At 72.2% G+C, this 21,186-nt stretch carries 22 protein-coding genes; 8 read left to right on the forward strand and 14 right to left on the reverse strand.

Going from position 1 to position 21,186, the window contains the following annotated elements; all coding sequences use genetic code 11:
• Window positions 1–46: 46 nt before the first annotated feature.
• From ACP4J0_RS27155 to ACP4J0_RS27165, 3 genes are all read right to left on the reverse strand, one after another.
• Complete coding sequence (locus ACP4J0_RS27155) at window positions 47–904, reverse strand: PHP domain-containing protein (RefSeq protein ID WP_426601350.1); 858 nt, start codon at window positions 902–904, stop codon at window positions 47–49.
• A 167-nt stretch (window positions 905–1,071) separates the two neighbouring features.
• The gene (locus ACP4J0_RS27160) at window positions 1,072–1,713 is read right to left on the reverse strand and encodes a DUF6758 family protein (protein ID WP_426601351.1); all 642 of its coding nucleotides are present in this window, start codon (window positions 1,711–1,713) and stop codon (window positions 1,072–1,074) included.
• 216 nt (window positions 1,714–1,929) lie between these two features.
• Complete coding sequence (locus ACP4J0_RS27165; protein WP_426601352.1) at window positions 1,930–2,526, reverse strand: suppressor of fused domain protein; 597 nt, start codon at window positions 2,524–2,526, stop codon at window positions 1,930–1,932.
• A gap of 551 nt (window positions 2,527–3,077) precedes the next feature.
• On the opposite strand from ACP4J0_RS27165, the gene ACP4J0_RS27170 reads away from it, so the two are divergent.
• Together ACP4J0_RS27170 and ACP4J0_RS27175 are read left to right on the forward strand one after the other, a co-directional pair.
• Window positions 3,078–4,193, forward strand: coding sequence for a magnesium and cobalt transport protein CorA (locus ACP4J0_RS27170; RefSeq protein ID WP_426601353.1), 1,116 nt, complete (start codon window positions 3,078–3,080; stop codon window positions 4,191–4,193).
• Between the two features lie 82 nt (window positions 4,194–4,275).
• Entirely contained in the window at window positions 4,276–4,788 is a 513-nt protein-coding gene (locus tag ACP4J0_RS27175; protein ID WP_426601354.1) for a hypothetical protein, read from the forward strand.
• 6 nt (window positions 4,789–4,794) lie between these two features.
• On the opposite strand, the gene ACP4J0_RS27180 is transcribed toward ACP4J0_RS27175, so the two are convergent.
• Window positions 4,795–5,532 carry a hypothetical protein gene (locus ACP4J0_RS27180; protein ID WP_426601355.1) on the reverse strand — a complete coding sequence of 246 codons (738 nt, stop codon included), beginning with the start codon at window positions 5,530–5,532 and terminating at the stop codon, window positions 4,795–4,797.
• A gap of 294 nt (window positions 5,533–5,826) precedes the next feature.
• Here ACP4J0_RS27180 and ACP4J0_RS27185 point away from each other — a divergent pair, with 294 nt between their 5' ends.
• Genes ACP4J0_RS27185 through ACP4J0_RS27195 form a run of 3 tightly spaced genes read left to right on the forward strand, consistent with a single transcriptional unit; the run spans window position 5,827 to window position 8,897 of the window.
• Window positions 5,827–7,131, forward strand: coding sequence for a magnesium transporter MgtE N-terminal domain-containing protein (locus tag ACP4J0_RS27185; RefSeq protein ID WP_426601356.1), 1,305 nt, complete (start codon window positions 5,827–5,829; stop codon window positions 7,129–7,131).
• On the forward strand, window positions 7,121–7,720 hold the full coding sequence (locus ACP4J0_RS27190) for a DUF1003 domain-containing protein (RefSeq protein ID WP_426601357.1): 600 nt from the start codon (window positions 7,121–7,123) through the stop codon (window positions 7,718–7,720). The genes ACP4J0_RS27185 and ACP4J0_RS27190 overlap by 11 nt, the downstream gene beginning before the upstream one ends.
• A 43-nt stretch (window positions 7,721–7,763) precedes the next feature.
• The gene (locus ACP4J0_RS27195; protein ID WP_426601358.1) at window positions 7,764–8,897 is read left to right on the forward strand and encodes an Mrp/NBP35 family ATP-binding protein; all 1,134 of its coding nucleotides are present in this window, start codon (window positions 7,764–7,766) and stop codon (window positions 8,895–8,897) included.
• Between the two features lie 81 nt (window positions 8,898–8,978).
• Here the strand turns inward: ACP4J0_RS27195 and ACP4J0_RS27200 are convergent, their stop codons facing one another.
• From ACP4J0_RS27200 to sigE, 5 genes are all read right to left on the reverse strand, one after another.
• On the reverse strand, window positions 8,979–9,653 hold the full coding sequence (locus ACP4J0_RS27200) for a hypothetical protein (RefSeq protein WP_426601359.1): 675 nt from the start codon (window positions 9,651–9,653) through the stop codon (window positions 8,979–8,981).
• A gap of 289 nt (window positions 9,654–9,942) precedes the next feature.
• Window positions 9,943–10,395, reverse strand: a complete 453-nt coding sequence (locus tag ACP4J0_RS27205) for a sec-independent translocase (RefSeq protein ID WP_426601360.1) — start codon at window positions 10,393–10,395, stop codon at window positions 9,943–9,945.
• A gap of 148 nt (window positions 10,396–10,543) precedes the next feature.
• Entirely contained in the window at window positions 10,544–12,478 is a 1,935-nt protein-coding gene (locus tag ACP4J0_RS27210; protein ID WP_426601361.1) for a trypsin-like peptidase domain-containing protein, read from the reverse strand.
• A 95-nt stretch (window positions 12,479–12,573) separates the two neighbouring features.
• Entirely contained in the window at window positions 12,574–13,557 is a 984-nt protein-coding gene (locus tag ACP4J0_RS27215; protein ID WP_426601362.1) for an anti-sigma factor family protein, read from the reverse strand.
• Entirely contained in the window at window positions 13,554–14,225 is a 672-nt protein-coding gene (gene sigE / locus ACP4J0_RS27220) for an RNA polymerase sigma factor SigE (protein WP_426601363.1), read from the reverse strand. Before sigE ends, ACP4J0_RS27215 begins: the two co-directional genes overlap by 4 nt.
• A gap of 287 nt (window positions 14,226–14,512) precedes the next feature.
• Between sigE and ACP4J0_RS27225 the strand changes: the two genes are divergently transcribed.
• Window positions 14,513–15,211 (forward strand): O-methyltransferase, encoded by a 699-nt coding sequence (locus tag ACP4J0_RS27225; RefSeq protein ID WP_426523793.1) that lies wholly within the window; start codon window positions 14,513–14,515, stop codon window positions 15,209–15,211.
• A gap of 137 nt (window positions 15,212–15,348) precedes the next feature.
• Here ACP4J0_RS27225 and ACP4J0_RS27230 read toward each other — a convergent pair whose 3' ends face one another.
• Entirely contained in the window at window positions 15,349–15,516 is a 168-nt protein-coding gene (locus tag ACP4J0_RS27230; RefSeq protein WP_003966491.1) for a DUF3117 domain-containing protein, read from the reverse strand.
• Between the two features lie 442 nt (window positions 15,517–15,958).
• Here ACP4J0_RS27230 and ACP4J0_RS27235 point away from each other — a divergent pair, with 442 nt between their 5' ends.
• Complete coding sequence (locus tag ACP4J0_RS27235; protein WP_426601364.1) at window positions 15,959–16,762, forward strand: enoyl-CoA hydratase/isomerase family protein; 804 nt, start codon at window positions 15,959–15,961, stop codon at window positions 16,760–16,762.
• Between the two features lie 76 nt (window positions 16,763–16,838).
• Here ACP4J0_RS27235 and ACP4J0_RS27240 read toward each other — a convergent pair whose 3' ends face one another.
• Window positions 16,839–17,453 carry a DNA-3-methyladenine glycosylase I gene (locus tag ACP4J0_RS27240; RefSeq protein WP_426601365.1) on the reverse strand — a complete coding sequence of 205 codons (615 nt, stop codon included), beginning with the start codon at window positions 17,451–17,453 and terminating at the stop codon, window positions 16,839–16,841.
• Complete coding sequence (locus ACP4J0_RS27245; protein ID WP_426601402.1) at window positions 17,450–17,809, reverse strand: DivIVA domain-containing protein; 360 nt, start codon at window positions 17,807–17,809, stop codon at window positions 17,450–17,452. The genes ACP4J0_RS27240 and ACP4J0_RS27245 overlap by 4 nt, the downstream gene beginning before the upstream one ends.
• Before the next feature lie 276 nt (window positions 17,810–18,085).
• Here ACP4J0_RS27245 and folP point away from each other — a divergent pair, with 276 nt between their 5' ends.
• Window positions 18,086–18,946 (forward strand): dihydropteroate synthase, encoded by an 861-nt coding sequence (gene folP / locus ACP4J0_RS27250; protein ID WP_426601403.1) that lies wholly within the window; start codon window positions 18,086–18,088, stop codon window positions 18,944–18,946.
• Window positions 18,947–19,178: 232 nt separating this feature from the next.
• On the opposite strand, the gene ACP4J0_RS27255 is transcribed toward folP, so the two are convergent.
• Window positions 19,179–19,937, reverse strand: coding sequence for a TIGR00730 family Rossman fold protein (locus ACP4J0_RS27255; protein ID WP_191884459.1), 759 nt, complete (start codon window positions 19,935–19,937; stop codon window positions 19,179–19,181).
• 108 nt (window positions 19,938–20,045) lie between these two features.
• A complete protein-coding gene (gene dapE / locus ACP4J0_RS27260) occupies window positions 20,046–21,125 on the reverse strand; it encodes a succinyl-diaminopimelate desuccinylase (RefSeq protein WP_426601366.1) in 1,080 nt (359 codons plus the stop codon).
• Window positions 21,126–21,186 lie beyond the last annotated feature (61 nt).

The raw sequence follows: 21,186 nt of genomic DNA on the forward strand, positions 1-21,186 counted from the left end.
ACTGGCCTTGCGGGAGAGGGGAGGAAAGGTGTGGCCGGGGCGGGACTCAGACCCCGCCGGCCCCCGGCACGGGGAACGCCCCGAACGCCCGCCGCGTGATCTCCCCGTACACCTCGGGGTCCGTCGTGTACTCGCCGAGTACGCAGGTCTTCCGGGAGCCGTGGTAGTCGCTGGAGCCGGTCACCAGGAGTCCCAGTTCCTCCGCCATACCCCGCAGCCGTGCGCGCGTGTCCGTGTCGTGGTCCATGTGGTCGACCTCGATGCCGTCGAGCCCGGCGGCGGCCAGGTCCGCGATCGCGGTCTGCGGTACCGTACGGCCCCGTTTGGCGGCGGCCGGGTGCGCGAACACGGCGACGCCGCCCGCGCCCTTGATCAGCCGGAGCGCCTCGAAGGGGTCGGTCTCGTGCTTCTCCACGAAGGCCCGGCCGCCGTCGGCCAGCCAGTCCTGGGTGAAGGCGTCGCCCACGGTCGGCACGACGCCGAGTTCGACGAGGGCGGTGGCCACGTGCGGCCGTCCGACCGAACCGTCGCCGGCGATGCGCGCGACCTGCTCCCAGGTGACGGGCACGCCCAGTGCGTTGAGCTTCGCGACCATGCCCTTGGCCCGCGGCACCCGGTCGTCCCGGACCAGCTCACGCTCGGCGAGCAGGGCGGGCTCCTCGGGGTCGAAGAGGTAGGCCAGCATGTGCATGCTGACACCGTCGAGGCGGCAGGAGAGTTCGGCGCCGGTGACGAGGGTGAGTCCCTCGGGGAGCGCGGCGACAGCCTCGGCGTGTCCGCGCGTGGTGTCGTGGTCGGTGAGCGCGACGACGTCCAGCCCGGCCGTGGCGGCCTTGCGCACGAGCTGGGCCGGGGTGTCCGTACCGTCGGACGCGGTGGAGTGGGTGTGCAGATCGATGCGCACGACGCTGACTCCAAGCGGTGACGGGACGGAAGGGGACGCTCAAGGATAACCGGAACTCCACGCACCACTGTCACACCCGCAGCGGCCCTGCACCCCCTACGCGCACCCGCCCCCGCGACGACCCCGGGGGGGCCGCTGAGGGCAAGGGGCAGGGCCCCACGCGGCACCTACGGCTGGATCAGCCGCGGCGACAGCGCCCCGCACGGCACCAGGTCCACCTCGGCGCCCGCGTCCCGCAGGTCGGTCAGCACCAGTTCCTCGTACATCAGCAGGCCCGCTCGCTCCGGCCACACGACGGCCCACAGCCACATTCCGAGGGCCTCCCCGGCGAAGACCGCGCGGTCGACGGGCGCGCCGGAGACGTGCCACAGGGGCGTCGGACGGCCGGCCGCCAGGACTTTCGCCTGGGGCGGCTTCTCGACGTCCATGAACGGCCCGGGGTCCGGGGCGTCGATGCCCGCGTACCGCGCCCCGAGGCCGACGCCGAGTTCCTCGGCGATCAGGATCAGCTCACCGACGCCACCGAGGGGTCCGGGGCCGGAGCAGGCCACGGCGGTCGCCCGGCCGCCACTGCGATCGTCGCCCGCGCACGCCACGCCGGTGAACAGCCACCCGACGGGCAGCGGCCACGGCATCCAGACCGGCACCTGCGTGCGGTGCACCACGACGCCGAGCGCCTCGACGCTGGGCGGGAGCACGGGCTGCACCGGATACACGGTGCCGTGCAGGTCGCACTGCCAGAAATCGGAGAAGAGGCCGGGAGCCCTGACCCGGCCACCACATTTCGGGCAACTGGGTTCGCCCCTCATAGGGCCCCACGGTCCTACCCTCACCCGCCCACGTCAAGGACGATCACCCATCCGGACGGAACGGCCACCCAGCCGGAACCAGGTGTACTTTGCACCATTCAGGAACCGGAACCGAGCCGCGGCACGCGGCCGAGGACGGAGTCACGGAGTCACGGCCTTCGCTGACCCACGGACTCCGCCGACCGACGGACGCGGGCCGGAGACCGGTGAGTTCCGTCACTCCAGCGGGACGGACCCGCGGGACGGATCGCGCAGGTCCGTCCCGTGCGTCAGCCAGCGTTCCTGCAGGGCCTGCGCACCGTGCACCCGCTTCCAGGCCGCCTCGTTCGGCGTCATCGGCAGTAGCGGCAGGAACCGTACGGGGTCCAGCGGGGCGTCCAGCTCCAGGTCCTCGACCAGGCCGCCCGGCTCGGCCACCAGCACCGAGGTGAACGGCGCCCCGGGCCACAGCGCCGCGCCCACGTCCAGGGAGGCTCCGGGCGCCACGACCACGCCCTCGACCTGCGGGGACGCCGCCAGCACGGCGAGCGGACGGAGCACCTTGTCGGTGTCGGCGAGACCGGCCCGGACGGAGAGGACCAGCTCGGCACGGGGGCCCTTGAGCGGATCGGCGAGCACGGCCGTGGGGTCCGCCATGGGCTGCGCCGCCATGCCGAGGGTGGCATAGCGGACGATGTCGCCCTCCTGGCCGCCGCCGGGGAAGCGGAGCACCTCGATACGGTCGGTACCGAGAAAGGTGACCGCCGCGCGTGCGTCCGGCTCGCCCAGCGCGCTGTGCAACCGGGCCTCGACCAGAGGAAGAACATCAGCCATGCGGCGAGCATAGAACCCGTGGTGAAGCGGCGAAGCGGCACCTTGACACGTGGGTGACTGGTACTCTGGCCCAGCGGTTCGGGGCAGCACGCAGCGCGTCGCGATCAAGACCCCGACCCCATGAAGACTCCCCTACGGGGAGCCCCTCCAAACAGAGGGAATCGATCGTCCCTCACGAGGGACCGGCCGGAGGAGGTGGGGCTGGCATGGACCGAAGTCGACCGTGCAGTACCACCCGCTCTTCCGGCCGCTGATGCAGCTGCTCCGGCTTCCCGCCCCTGCCGCCTCCCATCACCCGCGCGCCTTCACGCGGAAGAGCACTTCGTCTCGTTTTGCCTGATCCGGTCCGTCGATTCATCGATTCGTCGATTCATCGATCCGTATCAGCAGCTGAAACCAGCAGCTGAAACCAGCAGCGAAGCCGGCCACCGCGACGGTGCGGTGCTCCCCGCTTTGTGGACGTGCGGAACACACGTACTCAGGACGTCCTCATTCCGGGTGGCTCCACCCGCCACCGGCGCCGTTCGCTGCCCGTCGCGAAGGAGCCTGCCATGTCGATGATCCGTGACCTGCGCGCCGCGGTCCGCCCGTCCCGCGTCTCTCTGCGCAAGGACAGCGGCGCCTACGACACCACCCGCGACCCGGCGACCGCCACCGCCGTCGTCGACTGCGCCGTCTACCGCGACGGCACGCGCGTCGAGACGGACGCGCCGCTGAGCCCGCAGACGGCGATGCGCCAGGTGCGCCGCGACGGAGGGTTCGTGTGGATCGGCCTGCACGAGCCCACCGAGGACGAATTCGCCGGTATCGCCCGGGAGTTCGGACTGCACCCGCTGGCCGTGGAGGACGCCGTCCAGGCCCACCAGCGGCCCAAGCTGGAGCGCTACGACGACTCCCTGTTCACGGTCTTCAAGACCATCCACTACGTCGACCACGACGAACTCACCGCCAACAGCGAGGTGGTGGAGACCGGCGAGGTCATGTGCTTCACCGGGCGGGACTTCTTCATCACCGTCCGGCACGGCGGGCAGGGCTCGCTGCGCGCGCTGCGGCACCGGCTCCAGGAGGACCCCGAACTGCTGCTCAAGGGCCCCTCCGCGGTGCTGCACGCCATCGCCGACCACGTCGTCGACGGCTACATCGCGGTCGCCGACGCGGTGCAGGACGACATCGACGAGGTCGAGACGGAGGTGTTCTCGCCGGGCCGCAAGGGCACGCCGCGCGGCACCGACGCCGGCCGGATCTACCAACTCAAGCGCGAGGTCCTGGAGTTCAAGCGGGCGGTCTCCCCGCTGCTGCGCCCCATGCAGCTGCTCAGCGAGCGGCCGATGCGGCTGATCGACCCGGAGATCCAGAAGTACTTCCGGGACGTCGCCGACCACGTCGCGCGGGTGCAGGAGCAGGTCGTCGGCTTCGACGAGCTGCTGAACTCCATCCTTCAGGCCAACCTCGCCCAGGCGTCCGTCGCGCAGAACGAGGACATGCGCAAGATCACCTCGTGGGCGGCGATCATCGCCGTACCGACGATGGTGTGCGGGGTGTACGGCATGAACTTCGACTACATGCCGGAGACGCACTGGAAGTTCGGTTACCCGCTGGTCCTGTCGATCACGGTCGGTATCTGTCTGGGCATCCACCGCACGCTCAAGCGCAACGGCTGGCTCTGACCGGCCGACTCCGGCCGGCCCTGACGGGGACCGTACGGACAGGACAGCCGTACCGCCGCACCGGGCTGGATAGGCTGACCGCATGACAAGCGAGCTGCTCGACCAGGCCCTCGTCGAGGAGGCCACGAAGAAGTCCGGTCTCATCTGGGTCGGCGGGCCCGGGGCGGCCGCGCGTCCGCTCTGGCACGTCTGGCACGAGGGCGCGGCGTGCGTCGTCGGCGACGGCCCCGGCGAGCAGCCGCTGCCGGGGCTGGCCGACGGGGCCGCGGCCGAAGTGACGGTGCGCAGCAAGGACAAGGGGGGCCGGCTGGTCTCCTGGACGGCCCGGGTCGTGGAGCTGCCGTCCGGCTCCGAGGCGTGGCAGGCGGCGGTCGCCGACCTCAAGGGCAAGCGGCTGAACGCCCCGGACGGCGAGGCGATGACCGGCCGCTGGGCCCGTGAGTGCCGGGTGCTGCGCCTGGAACCGACGGGGGCGACGGCGCCGCTGCCCGACGGTTCGCTGGCCGAGGCGCCGCTGCCGAGCCCGGCGACGACGCGCGGACCGCTCCCGGCGGGGCTGCCGCGCCTGCTGCTGAAACGCCGGAAGAGGCGTTAGCGCGTCCTAGGACGTCGGCAGCTGCTTGCCGTAGTCCAGCGTGTCGTCCTTCGCCGGCTCCGTGAGCGCGAAGTCCTTGTTCCAGTCCGAGAAGCTGATCGTGCCCGCTCTGCCCGCCCGGACCAGGCGCAGCGGGTAGGGCGTGCCCTCCAGGGAGACGTCCAGCGAGCCGCCGGAGCCCTCGTCGCCGGTGATCCGGACGGTGCGCACTCCCTCCTGCTCGTGGCGCCCGTCCGTCTCCACCGTGCCGTGCAGCGTCAGCAGGCCGTCCAGGAGGACGTCCTTGTCCGCGAAGCCGCTGAACTTCTTGTACACGGGGTCGCTCTGCGGCACCTTGACGTACTTGCCGGCCAGCTTCTCGGCGGCCGTGGTGTCGCCGCCGTCGTGGCTCCAGAACCCGGCGTCGGCCTTGAGGAAGAGCTGCTCGCCGACGCGCAGCAGTCCGAACGTCGTCCCGTCGGCGGCGACCGACCCGGTCCCTCCGTCGGGCTTCAGCCGCATGTCGAGGGTGTACGTGTCCCCGCCGGCGGCGACGGTCCCGTGCAGGCGTACCGCCCGGGCGGACTCGGCGGCCGTGCGCGTCTTGGCGTGGATCTTGTCGGCCGGGAGTTTGCCGACGCCGTTGGTGCCGGCGTCCGGGTCCTCACTACTGCATCCCGTCAGCCCCGCTCCGGTCACCGCCAGGGCGCACGCCGCGCCCATCATCGCGGCCCTGCGGATTCGGCGCCGGGGAGTCACAGACACAGGTGGGGCTGCCTTTCTGACAAGGACTGGCAAGGACTGGCTAGGACTGGCTAGGACTGACAAGGGGCCTGGCAAGGGGCCGGCAAGGAGCTGAGAGGGGTCCAAGCGGCGTACGGCAGCGTACCGGGGCCGTGAACGGCGAGCGGAGCCAGTCCGTCCGGACCGGCCGCCAGAGCGGAGCCGTTCGGGACGGGCTAGCCTGAAGCCCGTCCGAGCGGGCAATTCGGGAAAGAGACACCGTACGGAACAGCTTTCACGCAGTCTGACGCACGCTTACGAAAAGGAGCCGCGGCCATGGCAGCGGGCGCCCCCCGGATCTTCGTCTCCCATCTCTCCGGCATCGCCGTGTTCGACCCGACCGGCGACCAGGTGGGACGTGTACGCGATCTGGTCGTCATGCTGCGCGTCGCCGGCAAACCCCCGCGGGTGCTCGGCCTCGTCGTCGAACTCACCACCCGGCGCCGCATCTTCCTGCCCATGACCCGGGTCACCGGCATCGAGACCGGCCAGGTCATCACCACCGGGGTGCTCAACGTCCGGCGCTTCGAGCAGCGGCCCACCGAGCGCCTCGTCTTCGGCGAGCTGCTCGACCGGCGGGTCACCCTCACCGACACCGGTGAGGAGGTCACCGTCCTCGACCTGTCGGTACAGCAGCTGCCGGCCCGCCGGGACTGGGAGATCGACAAGGTCTTCGTCCGCAAGGGGAAGAAGGGCGGCGCCTTCCGGCGCAACAAGGGCGAGACACTGACCGTCGAGTGGTCCGCCGTCACCGGCTTCTCCGTGGAGGAGCAGGGCCAGGGCGCCGAGAACCTCCTCGCCACCTTCGAGCAGCTGCGCCCCGCCGACCTCGCCAACGTCCTGCACCACCTGTCCGCCAAGCGCCGCGCCGAGGTCGCCGCCGCCCTCGACGACGACCGCCTGGCCGACGTACTGGAGGAGCTGCCGGAGGACGACCAGATCGAGATCCTCGGCAAGCTCAAGGAGGAGCGCGCCGCGGACGTGCTGGAGGCGATGGACCCCGACGACGCGGCCGACCTGCTCGGTGAGCTGCCCGAGGAGGACAAGGAGCGGCTGCTGAGCCTGATGCAGCCCGACGACGCGGCCGACATGCGGCGCCTGATGGCGTACGAGGAGCACACGGCCGGCGGTCTGATGACGACCGAGCCGATCGTGCTGCGGCCCGACGCGACCGTCGCGGACGCCCTGGCGCGCATCCGCAACCCCGACCTGTCCCCGGCGCACGCCGCCCAGGTCTACGTCTGCCGGCCGCCCGAGGAGACCCCGACCGGCAAGTACCTGGGCACGGTGCACTTCCAGCGCCTGCTGCGCGACCCCCCGTACACCCTGGTCGGCTCGATCATCGACGACGACCTGCAACCCCTGGATCCGGACGCCGCGCTGCCCGTGGTCGCCGGGTTCTTCGCCACGTACGACATGGTCGCGGCGCCCGTCGTGGACGATTCCGGATCACTGCTGGGCGCGATCACCGTGGACGACGTACTGGACCACCTGCTGCCCGACGACTGGCGGGAGACCGAGTACCACCTCGACGAGGAGACCGGAGCGACGGCGAAGGAGGTGCGGGCCGATGGTGCCTGAGCGCGAGACGTCACCCCGTGAGCGGGCGGTGTCGGGCGCCACGGCGGCTTCCCGTACCCGGGCCCGGCTGGACCAGCCCCGCCCGCCGCGGCGCCGGCTGCTGCCCGAGTGGGACCCGGAGTCCTTCGGCCGGCTGTCGGAGCGCGTCGCGCGGTTCCTGGGCACCGGGCGGTTCATCGTCTGGATGACGGTCGTCATCATCCTGTGGGTGGTGTGGAACGTGTCCGCGCCCAGCAGCCTGCGCTTCGACGAGTACCCGTTCATCTTCCTGACGCTGATGCTGTCGCTCCAGGCCTCCTACGCCGCCCCGCTGATCCTGCTCGCGCAGAACCGGCAGGACGACCGGGACCGGGTCAACCTGGAGCAGGACCGCAAGCAGAACGAGCGGTCGATCGCCGACACCGAGTACCTGACCCGGGAGATCGCCGCCCTGCGCATCGGGCTCGGCGAGGTCGCGACCCGGGACTGGATCCGCTCCGAACTGCAGGACGTGATCAAGGACCTGGAGGAGCGGCACGACGGCCACCACCCCGACCGCGGGGTATTCCCGGCGAACCGGTCCGCGGGGCGTGACGTACACGACCGCTGACGGGGCTTTTCGTGCCCGGTGGGCGGCGCCGTACCATCGTCCTATGGCTACGGAAGACGCGGTGCGTGAAGCACTGGCGACGGTGAACGACCCCGAGATCAACCGGCCCATCACCGAGCTGGGGATGGTCAAGTCGGTGGAGATCGGCGCGGACGGAGCGGTCGCGGTCGCCGTGTACCTGACGGTCTCCGGCTGCCCCATGCGGGACACCATCACGCAGCGGGTGACGGACGCGGTGTCGCGGGTCGAGGGTGTCACGCGTGTCGACGTCGAGCTGGACGTGATGAGCGACGAGCAGCGCAAGGAGCTGGCGAGCGCCCTGCGCGGCGGCCAGGCCGAGCGCGAGGTGCCCTTCGCCAAGCCCGGCAGCCTGACCCGGGTCTACGCGGTCGCCTCCGGCAAGGGCGGCGTCGGCAAGTCCTCGGTGACGGTGAACCTGGCGGCGTCGATGGCGGCGGACGGCCTGAAGGTCGGTGTCGTCGACGCCGACATCTACGGCCACTCGGTGCCGCGCATGCTGGGCGCCGACGGCCGTCCCACCCAGGTCGAGAACATGATCATGCCGCCTTCGGCCAACGGCGTGAAGGTCATCTCCATCGGCATGTTCACCCCGGGCAACGCGCCGGTCGTCTGGCGCGGCCCGATGCTGCACCGCGCGCTCCAGCAGTTCCTGGCCGACGTGTACTGGGGCGACCTGGACGTCCTGCTCCTCGACCTGCCGCCCGGCACCGGCGACATCGCGATCTCCGTCGCCCAGCTCGTCCCGAACGCCGAGATCCTGGTCGTGACGACGCCTCAGCAGGCCGCCGCCGAGGTGGCCGAGCGGGCGGGCGCCATCGCCGTCCAGACCCACCAGAAGATCGTCGGCGTGGTCGAGAACATGTCCGGCCTGCCCTGCCCGCACTGCGGCGAGATGGTCGACGTCTTCGGTACCGGGGGCGGCCAGTCGGTCGCCGACGGCCTGACCCGCACCACGGGCGCGTCGGTCCCGGTCCTCGGCTCCATCCCGATCGACGTCCGGCTGCGCGAGGGCGGCGACGAGGGCAAGCCCGTCGTCCTGTCCGACCCGGACTCCCCGGCGGGCGCGGCCCTGCGGTCGATCGCCGGGAAGCTGGGCGGGCGTCAGCGTGGACTTTCGGGGCTGTCGCTGGGGATCACCCCGAAGAACAAGTTCTGACCCTCCGTACGTACGGGATCGGGGCGCTGTCCGCCGGGACGGCGCCCCTCGTCGTACAGCCGTCGTACGCCCGCCCGCCGACTAGCCGTCGTACGCGGTGATGTCCTTGACCACGGAGAAGGCCAGCCCGTAGGGGCTCATGCCCCGTCCGTACGCCCCCAGGTGCGCGCCCTGCTCGGTGGAACCGGCGAGCACCCAGCCGAACTCGGACTCCCGGTAGTGGAAGGACGTCGGCACGCCGTCCACGGGGAGGGACAGCTTCGCCCAGTCCTCACCGTCGAGATCGTCCGCGAGGACCCACGCGGTCTCCGTCTGCTGCTCCAGCCAGTCGTCGCGCAGCGAGTGGTCCATCTGGCCGGGCCAGGTGAAGGACAGCAGCCCCACGCCGGCCAGCCAGGCGGCCGAGGACACCGAGGTGGCCTCCAGCAGACCGGTGCCGTCGGCGCTGCGCCGGTCGGGGTTGGCCGCGACGGTCACCACGACCGCGAACTTCTCCTTGGCGTCCCGCTCGTCGCCCGCCACGTGCTCGTTGCGCACCGACGGTCCGTCGCCGTGCCCGAGCGAACCGTGCTCCACGGCCCCGTCGGCCGCCGTACCGACCTGCATCAGCCAGCGCCGCCCCGTGAAGGCCTCGTCAAGGCCGTACCAAGGGAAGGGCGCGCGCAGGTAGCCGTCGACCGTACGCCGGGCGGAGGGGACCTGTTGTCCGTCCTCCGCGGCCGGCGCCTGCGCGACTGCGCCACTCGTCGTCTCCATGTGCCCGGACGCCTCCTAGCTCTCGTCGGGCCGGAACGGCCCGCCCCCCTTCGGGCGTACTCGTCCGGTCCGCACAACAACTCGGGCAGCATAGCCACACCACAGGCGGCAGCCGGGAAAGCGCCCGGCGCGTGGGGCGCGCGGACGCCGCCTTCGGGCCTTGCGCGCCCCGTCCGGAGCGTGAGACGCGTCACATGCGGCGGCGGAGCCGGCTGCTTCGGCGTACCGCGGCCCGCGGGCCTCACTCAGGTGGTACTCGCGTGATGCCCGACCGGCCCGCGGAGGACGCTCAGGTGGCGTCCGCGTCGAACGGCGGGCGGTCGTCGAGGGCGGGCGTCTCGGGCTTCTTGGTCATGTCGATCCGACCGCCGGCGGAGGCGGAGGCGGAACCGGACGACGGAGTGCCGGACGGCTCCGGCTCGCGGCCGTGGACCGCGTCGGTGACCTCGGCCATCTCCTTCTTCAGGTCGAAGCCGTTGCGGATCTCCTTGAGCCCCAGCTCGTCGTTGTCCAGCTGCTTGCGGATGAACGTCTTGGGGTTCAGGTCCTCGAACTCGAAGTCCTTGAACTCGGGGCCCAGCTCCTGCCGGATGTCCTGCTTGGCGCTGTCCGAGAACTCCCGGATCTTCCGGATGGTGCGCGACACGTCCTGGATGACCTTGGGAAGCTTGTCCGGACCGAAGACGAGCACGGCGAGGACGACGAGCGTCACCAGCTCTAGTGCGCCTATGTCATTGAACACCTGAAGCTCCTTGGGATGTCCGGGCCGCCACCACGGTACCCGCCGATCCCGTCCGACCGGTACCGTCCCGTGAGCCCCGAGTGCGTGTATGCGGGCGCTTTCCGAATTGTTTGCCTTCCTGGCCCCTTGTCGGGACCTGCGCGGCCCTTCACCCGTCGGACGAGCCGAGTACCAGTGAGACGTTCGTCTCCTTGCCGTCGCGCTCCAGGGTCAGCTCCAGGCGGTCGCCGGGGCGGTGGGCGCGGGTCTTGACGATGAGTTCCTCGCCGGAGTGCACGCGCTGGCCGTCGACGGCGGTGATCACGTCCCCGGGTCTGATGCCGGCCTCGGCTCCGGGGCCGCCCGTGGTGACCGCGGGTCCGCCGTCGCTGCCCCGGGTGCCGACGCGGGCGCCGTCGCCGGTGTAGTTCATGTCGAGGGTGATGCCGATGACCGGGTGGGTGGCCCTGCCCGTGTTGATCAGCTCCTCGGCGACGCGCTTGCCCTGGTTGATGGGGATGGCGAAGCCGAGCCCTATGGAGCCGGCCTGACCTCCGCCGTCCGGCTCGGTGCCGCCGCCGGCGGACCGGATGGCGGAGTTGATGCCGATGACCCGTCCCTGGGCGTCCAGGAGGGGGCCGCCGGAGTTGCCGGGGTTGATGGGCGCGTCGGTCTGCAGGGCGTCGACGTACGAGACGTCGCTGCCGTCGCCCTCCTCGCCGCCGGCGGTGATGGGCCGTTCCTTGGCGCTGATGATGCCGGAGGTGACGGTGCCCGCCAGGTCGAAGGGGGCGCCGATGGCGACGACGGGGTCGCCGACCCGCACGTTGTCGGAGTTGCCGAGGGGCATGGGGGTGAGGCCGCTGACGCCCTTCACCTTCACCACGGCGAGGTCGTAGCCGCCGTCGCGGCCGACGACCGTGGCCTCGGCGGTGTCGCCGCTGTTGAAGGTCACGGTTATCTCGCCGCCGGATCCGGCGGGCTCCACGACGTGGTTGTTGGTCAGGATGTGGCCGCGGTCGTCGAGTACGAAGCCGGTGCCGGTGCCCGCGGCGCCGCTGCCGCTGACGTGCAGGGTCACCACGCTCGGCAGCGCCCGGTCGGCGATCCCTGCGACGCTGTCCGGCGCCCGCTCGACCGTCTCCTTCTCGGCCTGCGGGAGTTCCACCGTGCCCACGCCGCCGTTGCGTTCCAGGTAGGTGCCCAGGGCGCCGCCGACGCCGCCGGACACCAGGGCGATCAGCAGCGCCCCGCCGACGATCATCGTCCTGGTCCGCCTGCGCCGCTGCTCCCGCGTCGGCGCGGCCGCACCGCTGTGCTGGAGAGGCGCGGCGGCCACCGGGGCGGCCCAGGGGTCGTAGCGGCCCCAGGGGCCGATGCCCGGGCCGTCGCCGCCCGGGCTGGGCGGCATCGACGCCTCGGGCCCGGGAGGCACCGGCGGCGCGGGGGCCACGGGAGGCGGGGCATCCGCCAACGCCGGGTCGGGGACCGCACCCGCGGGCGCGAACGACGACGGCACCGCCGGGACACCGGACGCGGGAGGCGCCACCGCCCCCACCTCCGCCCCCGCCGCGACCGTGCCGTGCGCCGGTGTCACCGACGGATGCTGCACCGGGGGCGCGGGGGCCCAGGGCCCCGGCTCGCCGTACGGAGGGGTGCTGTACGGGTCCGGGTCGTGCAGCGGCTTGCCGCGCTCGGCGACGGGTGCCGCGGTCGGCGAGGCGTCGGCGTCATCGGCGTCCACGCCCGCGCGGGGTCCGGCGTCGGCACCGGCGCCCGTGTGCGGGCCCGCGTCGGCGGTCGCGCCCGCGTACGGGCTCCCGCCGGTGTGCGGGCCGGTGTCCGCGGTTCCGTCACCGGCCGTGGGCCCGGTCGCCGTTCGGGACGTCGGGCGGTCCAGCTCGTAGTCGCCGTCTCCGTCGTCGGCCACGCGGGGTGCCGCCGGGCGTTCGAGTTCGAAGTCGCCGCCGTCGGACACGTCGTCACCGGTGTCCGTGGCGGGGACCGTGCGAGGGCGTTCCAGTTCGAAGTCGCCGTCGGCCGGGTCGTCGGACGAGCGGGGACGACTCCACCACTTCGCCTTCGTGGGCTTCCCCTCGTTCATGTTCTCCCCCGCAGCTGGCCGCAGATCGTCGGCTCCAAGGGCTCTGGTGCCACCCCGGATTCAATCAGGTCCGCGGGCCGGCCCGCAGACGCCGGTCAGGGAACCGGACGGTGGGAGGTGGCGGGGGAAGCCGCCGGACGGGAGGGCGGGACCGGGTCGGGGACGGGCGCGGCGAGCAGGCCGGGCGGCCTGACCTCGGAGGCCGTCGGCCAGGAGGCCGCCGCGAGCGGCGGAACCGCTTCGAGCGGACGTATCAGCGGGGACATGACGGCGGCACCGGCCGTCACCGGAGTGGTCAGCGCGCGCAGGGCCTGCTGCCGCGGATCGGCGCCCGTCGGGGCCGGCATTCCGGGCAGCAGCGGCGCGGACATCGCGGTGGGCGCGACGGGGGTGTCGCCGAGCGCCCGCTGTCCCTGGCCGAGCATCGGACCGCCCGCGCGACGGCGCTGGCTCTCGGAGGTCGTGACCGCTCCCGCGCCCTGCGTGCGCGTCGGCGTCACATTGCTGCCGCTGCCGGAGCCGCGCGCCTCCGTGGTGGTGTCCGGCATGCCGACGGTGACTCCGCCCAGCGCGATCGCGGCCAGCGACACCGCACCGGCGGCGGCGCACGCGAACCGCAGGCCGCGCGAGGAGGACCGCTCCGGCTCGTGCCGGCTCACGTCGTGGATCCGGAATCCCCGCACCGGGGAGGAGGGTGAGAGTACGGCGGAGTGCGGCCGGGCGGGGACGTAGTCGAACTCGAACCGCCCGCCCCGTCTGGTTCCGAAGACTCCGTCGAGGCCGCCGGGGAACCGGTCGCCGTCCAGCGGCGAGCCGCCGTCCGTGTCACCTCCCCCGGGAAGGCCCTGGAGGCGGGCCAGGAAGCTCTCCGACGGCGTCGGCGGGGCCGCTGCCGCGAAGACGTTCTTCAGCCGTCGCTGCGCGTCGACCTCCGCCTTGCACTTCGGGCAGGTGGCCACGTGCGCCAGTACGCGCTCACGCGCGTCATGACCGAGCTCTCCGTCCACCAGGGCGGAGAGCCGGTCTCCCAGATGCTGCTCTGCGAGGTGCCCCTCGGATTCAGGCCGTGACCCACTCACGCGCTCGTGCCCCCTCCTCCCAGTGCGGGAATACGGGCCGCGAACGAGCGACGCTCGGCACGCGCCTTGGGAGAACGGTGCGCGAGTGCCTTGCGCAGCTGGGAACGGCCACGGTGGATCCGGGAGCGGACGGTGCCGAGCTTGACGCCGAGGGTCGCGGCGATCTCCTCGTACGACAGCCCCTCGATGTCGCACAGGACGACGGCGGCGCGGAACTCGGGCGCGAGGGTGTCGAGGGCCTGCTGGACGTCCGCGTCGAAGTGGGCGTCGTGGAAGACCTGCTGCGGGTTGGGCTCCTTGCTGGGCAGCCGCTCGGCCGCGTCGTCGCCGAGCGCGTCGAAGCGGATGCGCTGCTTGCGGCGGACCATGTCCAGGAAGAGGTTGGTGGTGATGCGGTGCAGCCAGCCCTCGAAGGTGCCCGGCGTGTAGGTCGACAGCGACCGGAAGACGCGGACGAAGACCTCCTGGGTGAGGTCCTCGGCGTCGTGCTGGTTCCCGGTGAGGCGGTAGGCGAGGCGGTAGACCCGGCCGCTGTGGGTGCTGACGATCTCCTCCCAGGTGGGCGGAGTCCACGCCTGCCCGTCCGCGTCGCTGGAGAAGGTCGCGGTCTGGGTGTGTCCCGTGGTGGGACGGCCTGCGTGGCTGTGGTCAGCAGCGGTGTCGTTCACGGATTTCGGCCTGCCTGCCGATCCGAGGAAGCGCCGCAGCACTCCTCCCCGATCCGCGGGTGCGGCCGCACCTCCCCTGTCGGCTCTGGTGGTGTCCAGTGGAGCCCCTACCATAGCCACCTCGCCCGTTAGCTCCGGATAAGCGGTTTTACGAGAATTTGATCTGGACCGGCACGGCTCGTACGGCTGCGTCAGCACTTGCTCGGCGCACTGGTACATCCACCGCCCCCCGTCTCGGCCCGGCCGCTCAGTCGTCTCTCTGCTCTCCCCTTCAAACGACTGGTCCCATCTGCGGGTTCCCGGCGCCAACGGATACAGTCACGCCGAGGCAACGACGGGGACAGGAGAGGGTCATTACCGGCAACCGGCAGACGAGCTGGGCGTTCGCCGACGCCTTTGTCGCCGAGGACGACGCGCTGCTCTGGGCACGCGACCGGGCCCGTGACGCGGGCCTGCGCTCGGTGGCCCCGGGCACGGGCTCCGCGCTGGGGTTGCTCGCCGCCGCCGTGGACGCCAAGGCGGTCGCGGAGATCGGCACCGGCTGCGGCGTCTCCGGGATCCACCTCCTGCAGGGCATGCGGCCGGACGGGGTACTGACCACGGTCGACCCGGAGCCGGAACACCAGCAGTTCGCCCGCCAGGCCTTCCGCGCCGCGGGCTTCGCCAGCAACCGGGCCCGCTTCATCCCGGGGCGGGCGCTGGACGTGCTGCCCCGGCTCGCGGACGCCGGTTACGACCTCGTCTTCTGTGACGGGGACCGCCTGGAGTACCTGGACTATCTCGCTGAATCGTTGCGTCTGCTGCGCCCCGGAGGCCTCGTCGCCTTCGAAGGCGTATTCGGCGCCGGCCGGACGATCGACTCCGGACCGCAGCCCACCGAGGTGCTGCGGCTGCGGGAAGTCCTGCGCGCGGTGCGGGAGAGCCAGGAGCTGGTGCCGTCACTGCTGCCGGTGGGCGACGGACTGCTGTGTGCCGTCAAGCGGTGACTCCCCGGTCCGGGGCCAAACCCGGAGAAGCCCGGGAAGCCCGGATCCGCACGCGGAGCCAGGAAGACACAGGAAGACAGTCGCCCCGGCACCATGTCCGGTACCGGGGCGACTGAACGGGTATGGTCGCTCGCGCGTCAGCCGACGACCTTCTTGAGGGCGTCGCCGAGCGCGTCGGCCTCGTCGGGGGTCAGCTCGACGACGAGTCGACCGCCGCCTTCGAGCGGAACGCGCATGACGATGCCCCGCCCCTCCTTGGTCACCTCGAGCGGGCCATCGCCCGTCCGCGGCTTCATGGCCGCCATGCTCGTTCCCCTTCCTGATACCAGCTCACCGTCACCGCCGACGGCCCGTGAGGGCACGCGCAGTCCGGCATGGACGCGCGACACCGGCATCGAACACATTGCTTCCCAGCCATTATCCCGCATCCCAGGACCCGATGACCAACATCGGTCGGCATCGCTTGGGCAACGCACGCGAGCAAAACCACTCAATTCGGCGATGTGACTGCGATACTGCGCGCCCCTGCCCACTTCCGCCGAATGGATATGGACCGGAATCCTTTGACGCAGGTCACATCTCGGAAGTGATCCGACGCCGGTGATCTCCGTCATGCTGTCTTCCGGGCGCGCCAGGACGCACTGCCCGGGACGCACTGCCGCGGTGACCGGCTGACGCGGTGACCGACCGACGCGGTGACCGGCTGACGTGCTCCAGGACACACACCACGACGCGGAGGGGATTTCCATGGCCGACACCGTGCTCTACGAGGTGAGCGACGGGCTCGCGACGATCACGCTGAACCGCCCCGAGGCGATGAACGCGCTGAACATCGAGACCAAGGTCGCGCTCCGGGAGGCCGCACGCTCCGCGGCCGCGGACGACGCCGTGCGGGCGGTACTGCTGACCGCGGCCGGGGAGCGGGCGTTCTGCGTCGGCCAGGACCTCAAGGAGCACATCGGGCTGCTGGCCGCCGACCGGGAGACGGGTTCGGGCCGGACCATGAGCACGGTGCGCGAGCACTACAGCCCGATCGTGCGGGCGCTCGCCGAGGCCCGGAAGCCGGTGGTGGCCGCCGTGAACGGCGTGGCGGCCGGGGCGGGCCTCGGGTTCGCGCTCGCGGCGGACTACCGGATCGTCGCGGACACCGCGGCCTTCAACACGTCCTTCGCGGGGGTCGCGCTCACCGCCGACTCGGGCGTCTCCTGGACGCTGCCGCGCGTCGTCGGCCCCGGACGCGCCGCCGACCTGCTGCTCTTCCCGCGCAGCATCGGCGCCCGGGAGGCGTACGAGCTGGGCATCGCCAACCGGGTGGTACCCGCCGCCGACCTGCGCGCCGAGGCCGAGCAGACGGCGCGGGCGCTGGCCGAGGGACCGACGGTGGCGTACGCGGCGCTCAAGGAGGCGATGGCGTACGGGCTGACGCACTCGCTCTCCGAGACGCTGGAGAAGGAGGACGAGCTGCAGTCCCGGGCCGGCTCCTCGGAGGACCACGCGATCGCGGTGCGGGCGTTCGTCGACAAGGAGAAGCCGCGCTATCTCGGCAAGTGAGCCGGTGACCGTCGGCTGCGGCGGCCGTCCCGGGACCGCCGTCCCGGGACCCGCTCCGGCCTGAACGGCCTCGTCCTCAGGCTCGCCCGGAGAGGGTGACCCCGGACGTGTTTCCGCGCGCCACACATGTCTCCAGGTGGTCGTCGACCAGTCCGCACGCCTGCATCAGCGCGTACGCCGTCGTCGGGCCGACGAAACGCAGGCCCCGCTTCTTCAGCGCCTTGGACAGCGCCGTGGACTCCGGTGTGACGGCCGGTACGTCGGCGAGGGTCCTCGGGACCGGGCGGCCGGCGGGGTCCGGGGCGTGGGACCAGATCAGCTCGTCCAGCTCGCCGGGGGCCCACTCGGTCAGCACGCGCGCGTTGGCGAGGGTCGCGTCGATCTTGGCGCGGTTGCGGATGATGCCCGCGTCGGCGAGCAGGCGCTCGCGGTCCTCGTCGGTGAAGGCAGCCACCTTGGCGATCTCGAACGCGGCGAAGGCGGTCCGGAAGCCCGGGCGGCGGCGCAGGATGGTGATCCAGGACAGGCCGGACTGGAAGGCCTCCAGGCTGAGGCGTTCGAACAGGGCGTCGTCGCCGTGGACTGGGCGCCCCCACTCCTCGTCGTGGTACGTCACGTAGTCCGCGGTGGACAGGGCCCAGGGGCAGCGCGGCGCGCCGTCCGGGCCCGCGACGGCCTCCCCGGCGCTCACCGCTCCTCCTCCTGGGCCGGCTTCTCCAGGGAGACGTGCCGAGGGGCGACGGCGGCCCGGGCACCGGCCAGCGCGGACTCCAGGTCGGCGATGCGGGCGTCGCGCTCGGCCAGCTCGGCGCCGAGGCGGCCGAGGGCGTCGTCGACGTCCGCCATGCGGTAGCCGCGGGCGGCGAGCGGGAAGCGGAGGCGTTCCACGTCCGCGCGGCCCAGCGGGCGGTCCGGGGGCAGGGAGTCCGGCAGCCGCTCGGGGGCGGCGTCGGGCAACGGCCCGCTGTCGCCGCCGCTCACCACGGCGAGCGTCACCGCGGCGACCACGACGGCCAGCGCGATGACGAGGAACAGGAACATGACCATCGCTGGGGCCCCCATGGTCGGGTCGAGCGTGGCGATCACGCGGATTCGAGGACTCGCGGATTCGAGGACTCGGGGATTCGGCGGATCGCGTGGCTGGTTGGATCGGAGTCGGAGTCGGTTGTGTCGGGTCCGATCGTGCCATGCGAGTCTGACAGTCGGGGCCGCAGGCGGTCGAAGCCGCACCTGAGGACCGGATTCGGAGGCCGGGTCCGGGGGCCGGCCCCGAGGCCGAGAGCGGGACGTGAGAACGGTATGGACGAGGAGATGTCACAGGGGATGCTCAGGCTGGGCAGGCGTGAATTCGCGGCGCACGAGCCGGTGATCATGGCGATCGTGAACCGGACCCCGGACTCCTTCTACGACCGGGGGGCGACCTTCCGCGACGAGCCCGCCCTCGCGCGCGTGGAGCAGGCGGTGGCCGAGGGCGCCGCGATCATCGACATCGGCGGGGTGAAGGCCGGGCCGGGTGACGAGGTGTCGGCCGAGGAGGAGGCGCGGCGGACGGTGGGGTTCGTCGCGGAGGTCCGGCGGCGCTTCCCGGACGTCGTGATCAGCGTGGACACCTGGCGGCACGAGGTCGGCGAGGCCGTGTGCGAGGCGGGGGCGGACGTGCTGAACGACGCGTGGGGCGGCGTCGACCCCAAGCTCGCGGAGGTCGCCGCGCGCTACGGGGCCGGCCTGGTCTGCACGCACGCCGGCGGCGCGGAACCGCGGACCCGGCCGCACCGGGTGACGTACGACGACGTCGTGGCCGACATCCTGAAGGTCACTCTCGGGCTGGCCGAGCGGGCGGTGGCACTGGGTGTGCCGCGGGAGTCGGTGCTGATCGATCCCGGCCACGACTTCGGGAAGAACACGCGGCACAGCCTGGAGGCGACGCGCCGGCTCGGGGAGATGGTGGAGACGGGGTGGCCGGTGCTGGTGTCCCTGTCCAACAAGGACTTCGTCGGGGAGACGCTGGACCGGCCCGTGAAGGAGCGGCTGCTCGGGACGCTGGCGACGACGGCGGTGTCGGCGTGGCTGGGGGCGCGGGTGTACCGGGTGCACGAGGTCGCGGAGACGCGGCAGGTGCTGGACATGGTGGCGACGATCGCCGGGCACCGGGAGCCGGCGGTGGCTCGGCGGGGGTTGGCGTAGGCGGGGCGGGGGTTGGCATAGGCGGGGCAGGGGTTGGGCCTAGGCGGGGCAGGGGTTGGCGTAGGCAGGCCACCGCCCGGCGCAGGCAGGGCGGTCTCGGCCCCACCGACGCCGGGCGGTGGCCCGGGGCCCGATGGGCCCCGCCGCGTCGCCCTGGCCCCCGTCGCCCGCCCGGCGCCGGGCGGGCGGCGCCGGGCGGGCGGCGCCGGCAACCGCCCCGGTCCGAGCGGCGTCAGCGGCCCGCCTCCTTGGAGACCAGGGCCACCGCCTCGTCCACGTCGTCCGTGACGTGGAAGAGCAGGAGGTCCTTCTCCGCGGCCTTGCCCTGGGCGACCAGGGTGTTGCGCAGCCAGTCGACCAGCCCGCCCCAGTACTCGGAGCCGAACAGGACGATGGGGAAGCGGGTCACCTTCTGGGTCTGCACCAGGGTGAGCGCCTCGAAGAGTTCGTCGAGGGTGCCGAGTCCGCCGGGCAGGACCACGAAGCCCTGCGCGTACTTCACGAACATCATCTTGCGGACGAAGAAGTAGCGGAAGTTCAGGCCGATGTCGACGTACGGGTTGAGCCCCTGCTCGAAGGGCAGCTCGATACCGAGACCGACCGAGGTGCCCTTCGCTTCCAGGGCGCCCTTGTTGGCCGCCTCCATCGCGCCGGGGCCACCGCCGGTGATGACCGCGAAGCCGGCCTCCACCAGGCCGCGTCCGAGCCGCACGCCGGCCTCGTACTCCGGTGAGTCCACCGCCGTACGGGCGGAGCCGAAGACGCTGATCGCGGGCGGGAGTTCGGCGAGCGTGCCGAAGCCCTCGATGAACTCCGACTGGATGCGCAGGACGCGCCACGGGTCGGTGTGGACCCAGTCGGTCGGGGCACGTTCGTCCAGCAGGCGCTGGTCCGTGGTGCTCTTCTGGACCTGGCCCCGCCGCCGGAGGACAGGGCCCAGGCGCTGCTCCTCCGGTGGCCGCTTCTTGCCCTCGGGGTTGCCAGTAGCCATGCGCGCTCCCTCCAGTTGCAGGTTCTTCCACCTCAGCGTAGATCCACGCGGGTTACGTGCGAGGGACCTCAGCATGTCCGCCACACAGCGGCGCAAACCCGGTACGGATCACGCCGTCAGCCAGGACCTCAGGCGCTCCTCCCCCGCGAGGACCTTCGCCACCTCGACCCGCTCGTCGCGCTTGTGCGCCAAGTGCGGGTTGCCCGGTCCGTAGTTGACCGCCGGGACGCCGAGTGCCGAGAAGCGGGACACGTCCGTCCAGCCGTACTTGGGCTGCGGGGTGCCGCCCACCGCCTCGATGAAGGCGGCGGCGGCCGGGTGGGACAGCCCCGGCAGGGCCGCGCCGCTGTGGTCGTCGACCACGAACTCCGTCACCCCGCAGTCCGCGAAGACCTCCCGCACGTGGGCGAGGGCGTCCTCGGGGCTGCGGTCCGGGGCGTAGCGGAAGTTGACCGTGACGACGCACTCGTCGGGGATGACGTTGCCCGCGACCCCGCCCGTGATGCCGACCGCGTTCAGGCCCTCGCGGTACTCCAGGCCGTCGATCACCGGGTAGCGCGGCTCGTACGCGGCCAGGCGCGCGAGGATCGGGGCGGCGGCGTGGATCGCGTTGGAGCCCATCCAGGAACGCGCGGAGTGCGCCCGCTCCCCCGTCGTCTTCAGCAGCACCCGCAGCGTGCCCTGGCAGCCGCCCTCCACCTGGCCGTCGGAGGGTTCGAGGAGCACCGCGAAGTCGCCCTCCAGCCACTCGGGGTGCGCCTCGGCGACGTGCTTCAGTCCGTTCAGCTCGGCGGCGACCTCCTCGTTGTCGTAGAAGACGAAGGTGAGGTCGCGGTTGGGGGCCGGGACGGTCGCCGCGATGCGCAGCTGCACCGCGACGCCCGCCTTCATGTCGCAGGTGCCGCAGCCCCACAGGACGCCGTCCTCGTCCAGCCGGGACGGTACGTTGCCGGCGATCGGGACGGTGTCGATGTGACCGGCCAGGATCACGCGCTCCGCCCGGCCCAGTTCCGTGCGGGCCAGCACGTTGTTGCCGTACCGCTGGACCGACAGGTGCGGCAGGGCGCGCAGGGCGCTCTCGATGGCGTCCGCGAGCGGCTCCTCGGTGCCGCTCTCGGAGGGGAAGTCGACGAGCCGGGCGGTGAGCTCCGCGGCGTCCAGCGTGAGGTCAAGCGGGGTATCGGCCATGGCACCGACCCTAACGCCCCCGCCCTTTCGGGCAGGGTCCATGCCCGGCGTACACCGTGTT

Source organism: Streptomyces sp. WG7 (genome assembly GCF_049975785.1).
In the GTDB taxonomy this organism is placed as follows: Bacteria; Actinomycetota; Actinomycetes; order Streptomycetales; family Streptomycetaceae; genus Streptomyces.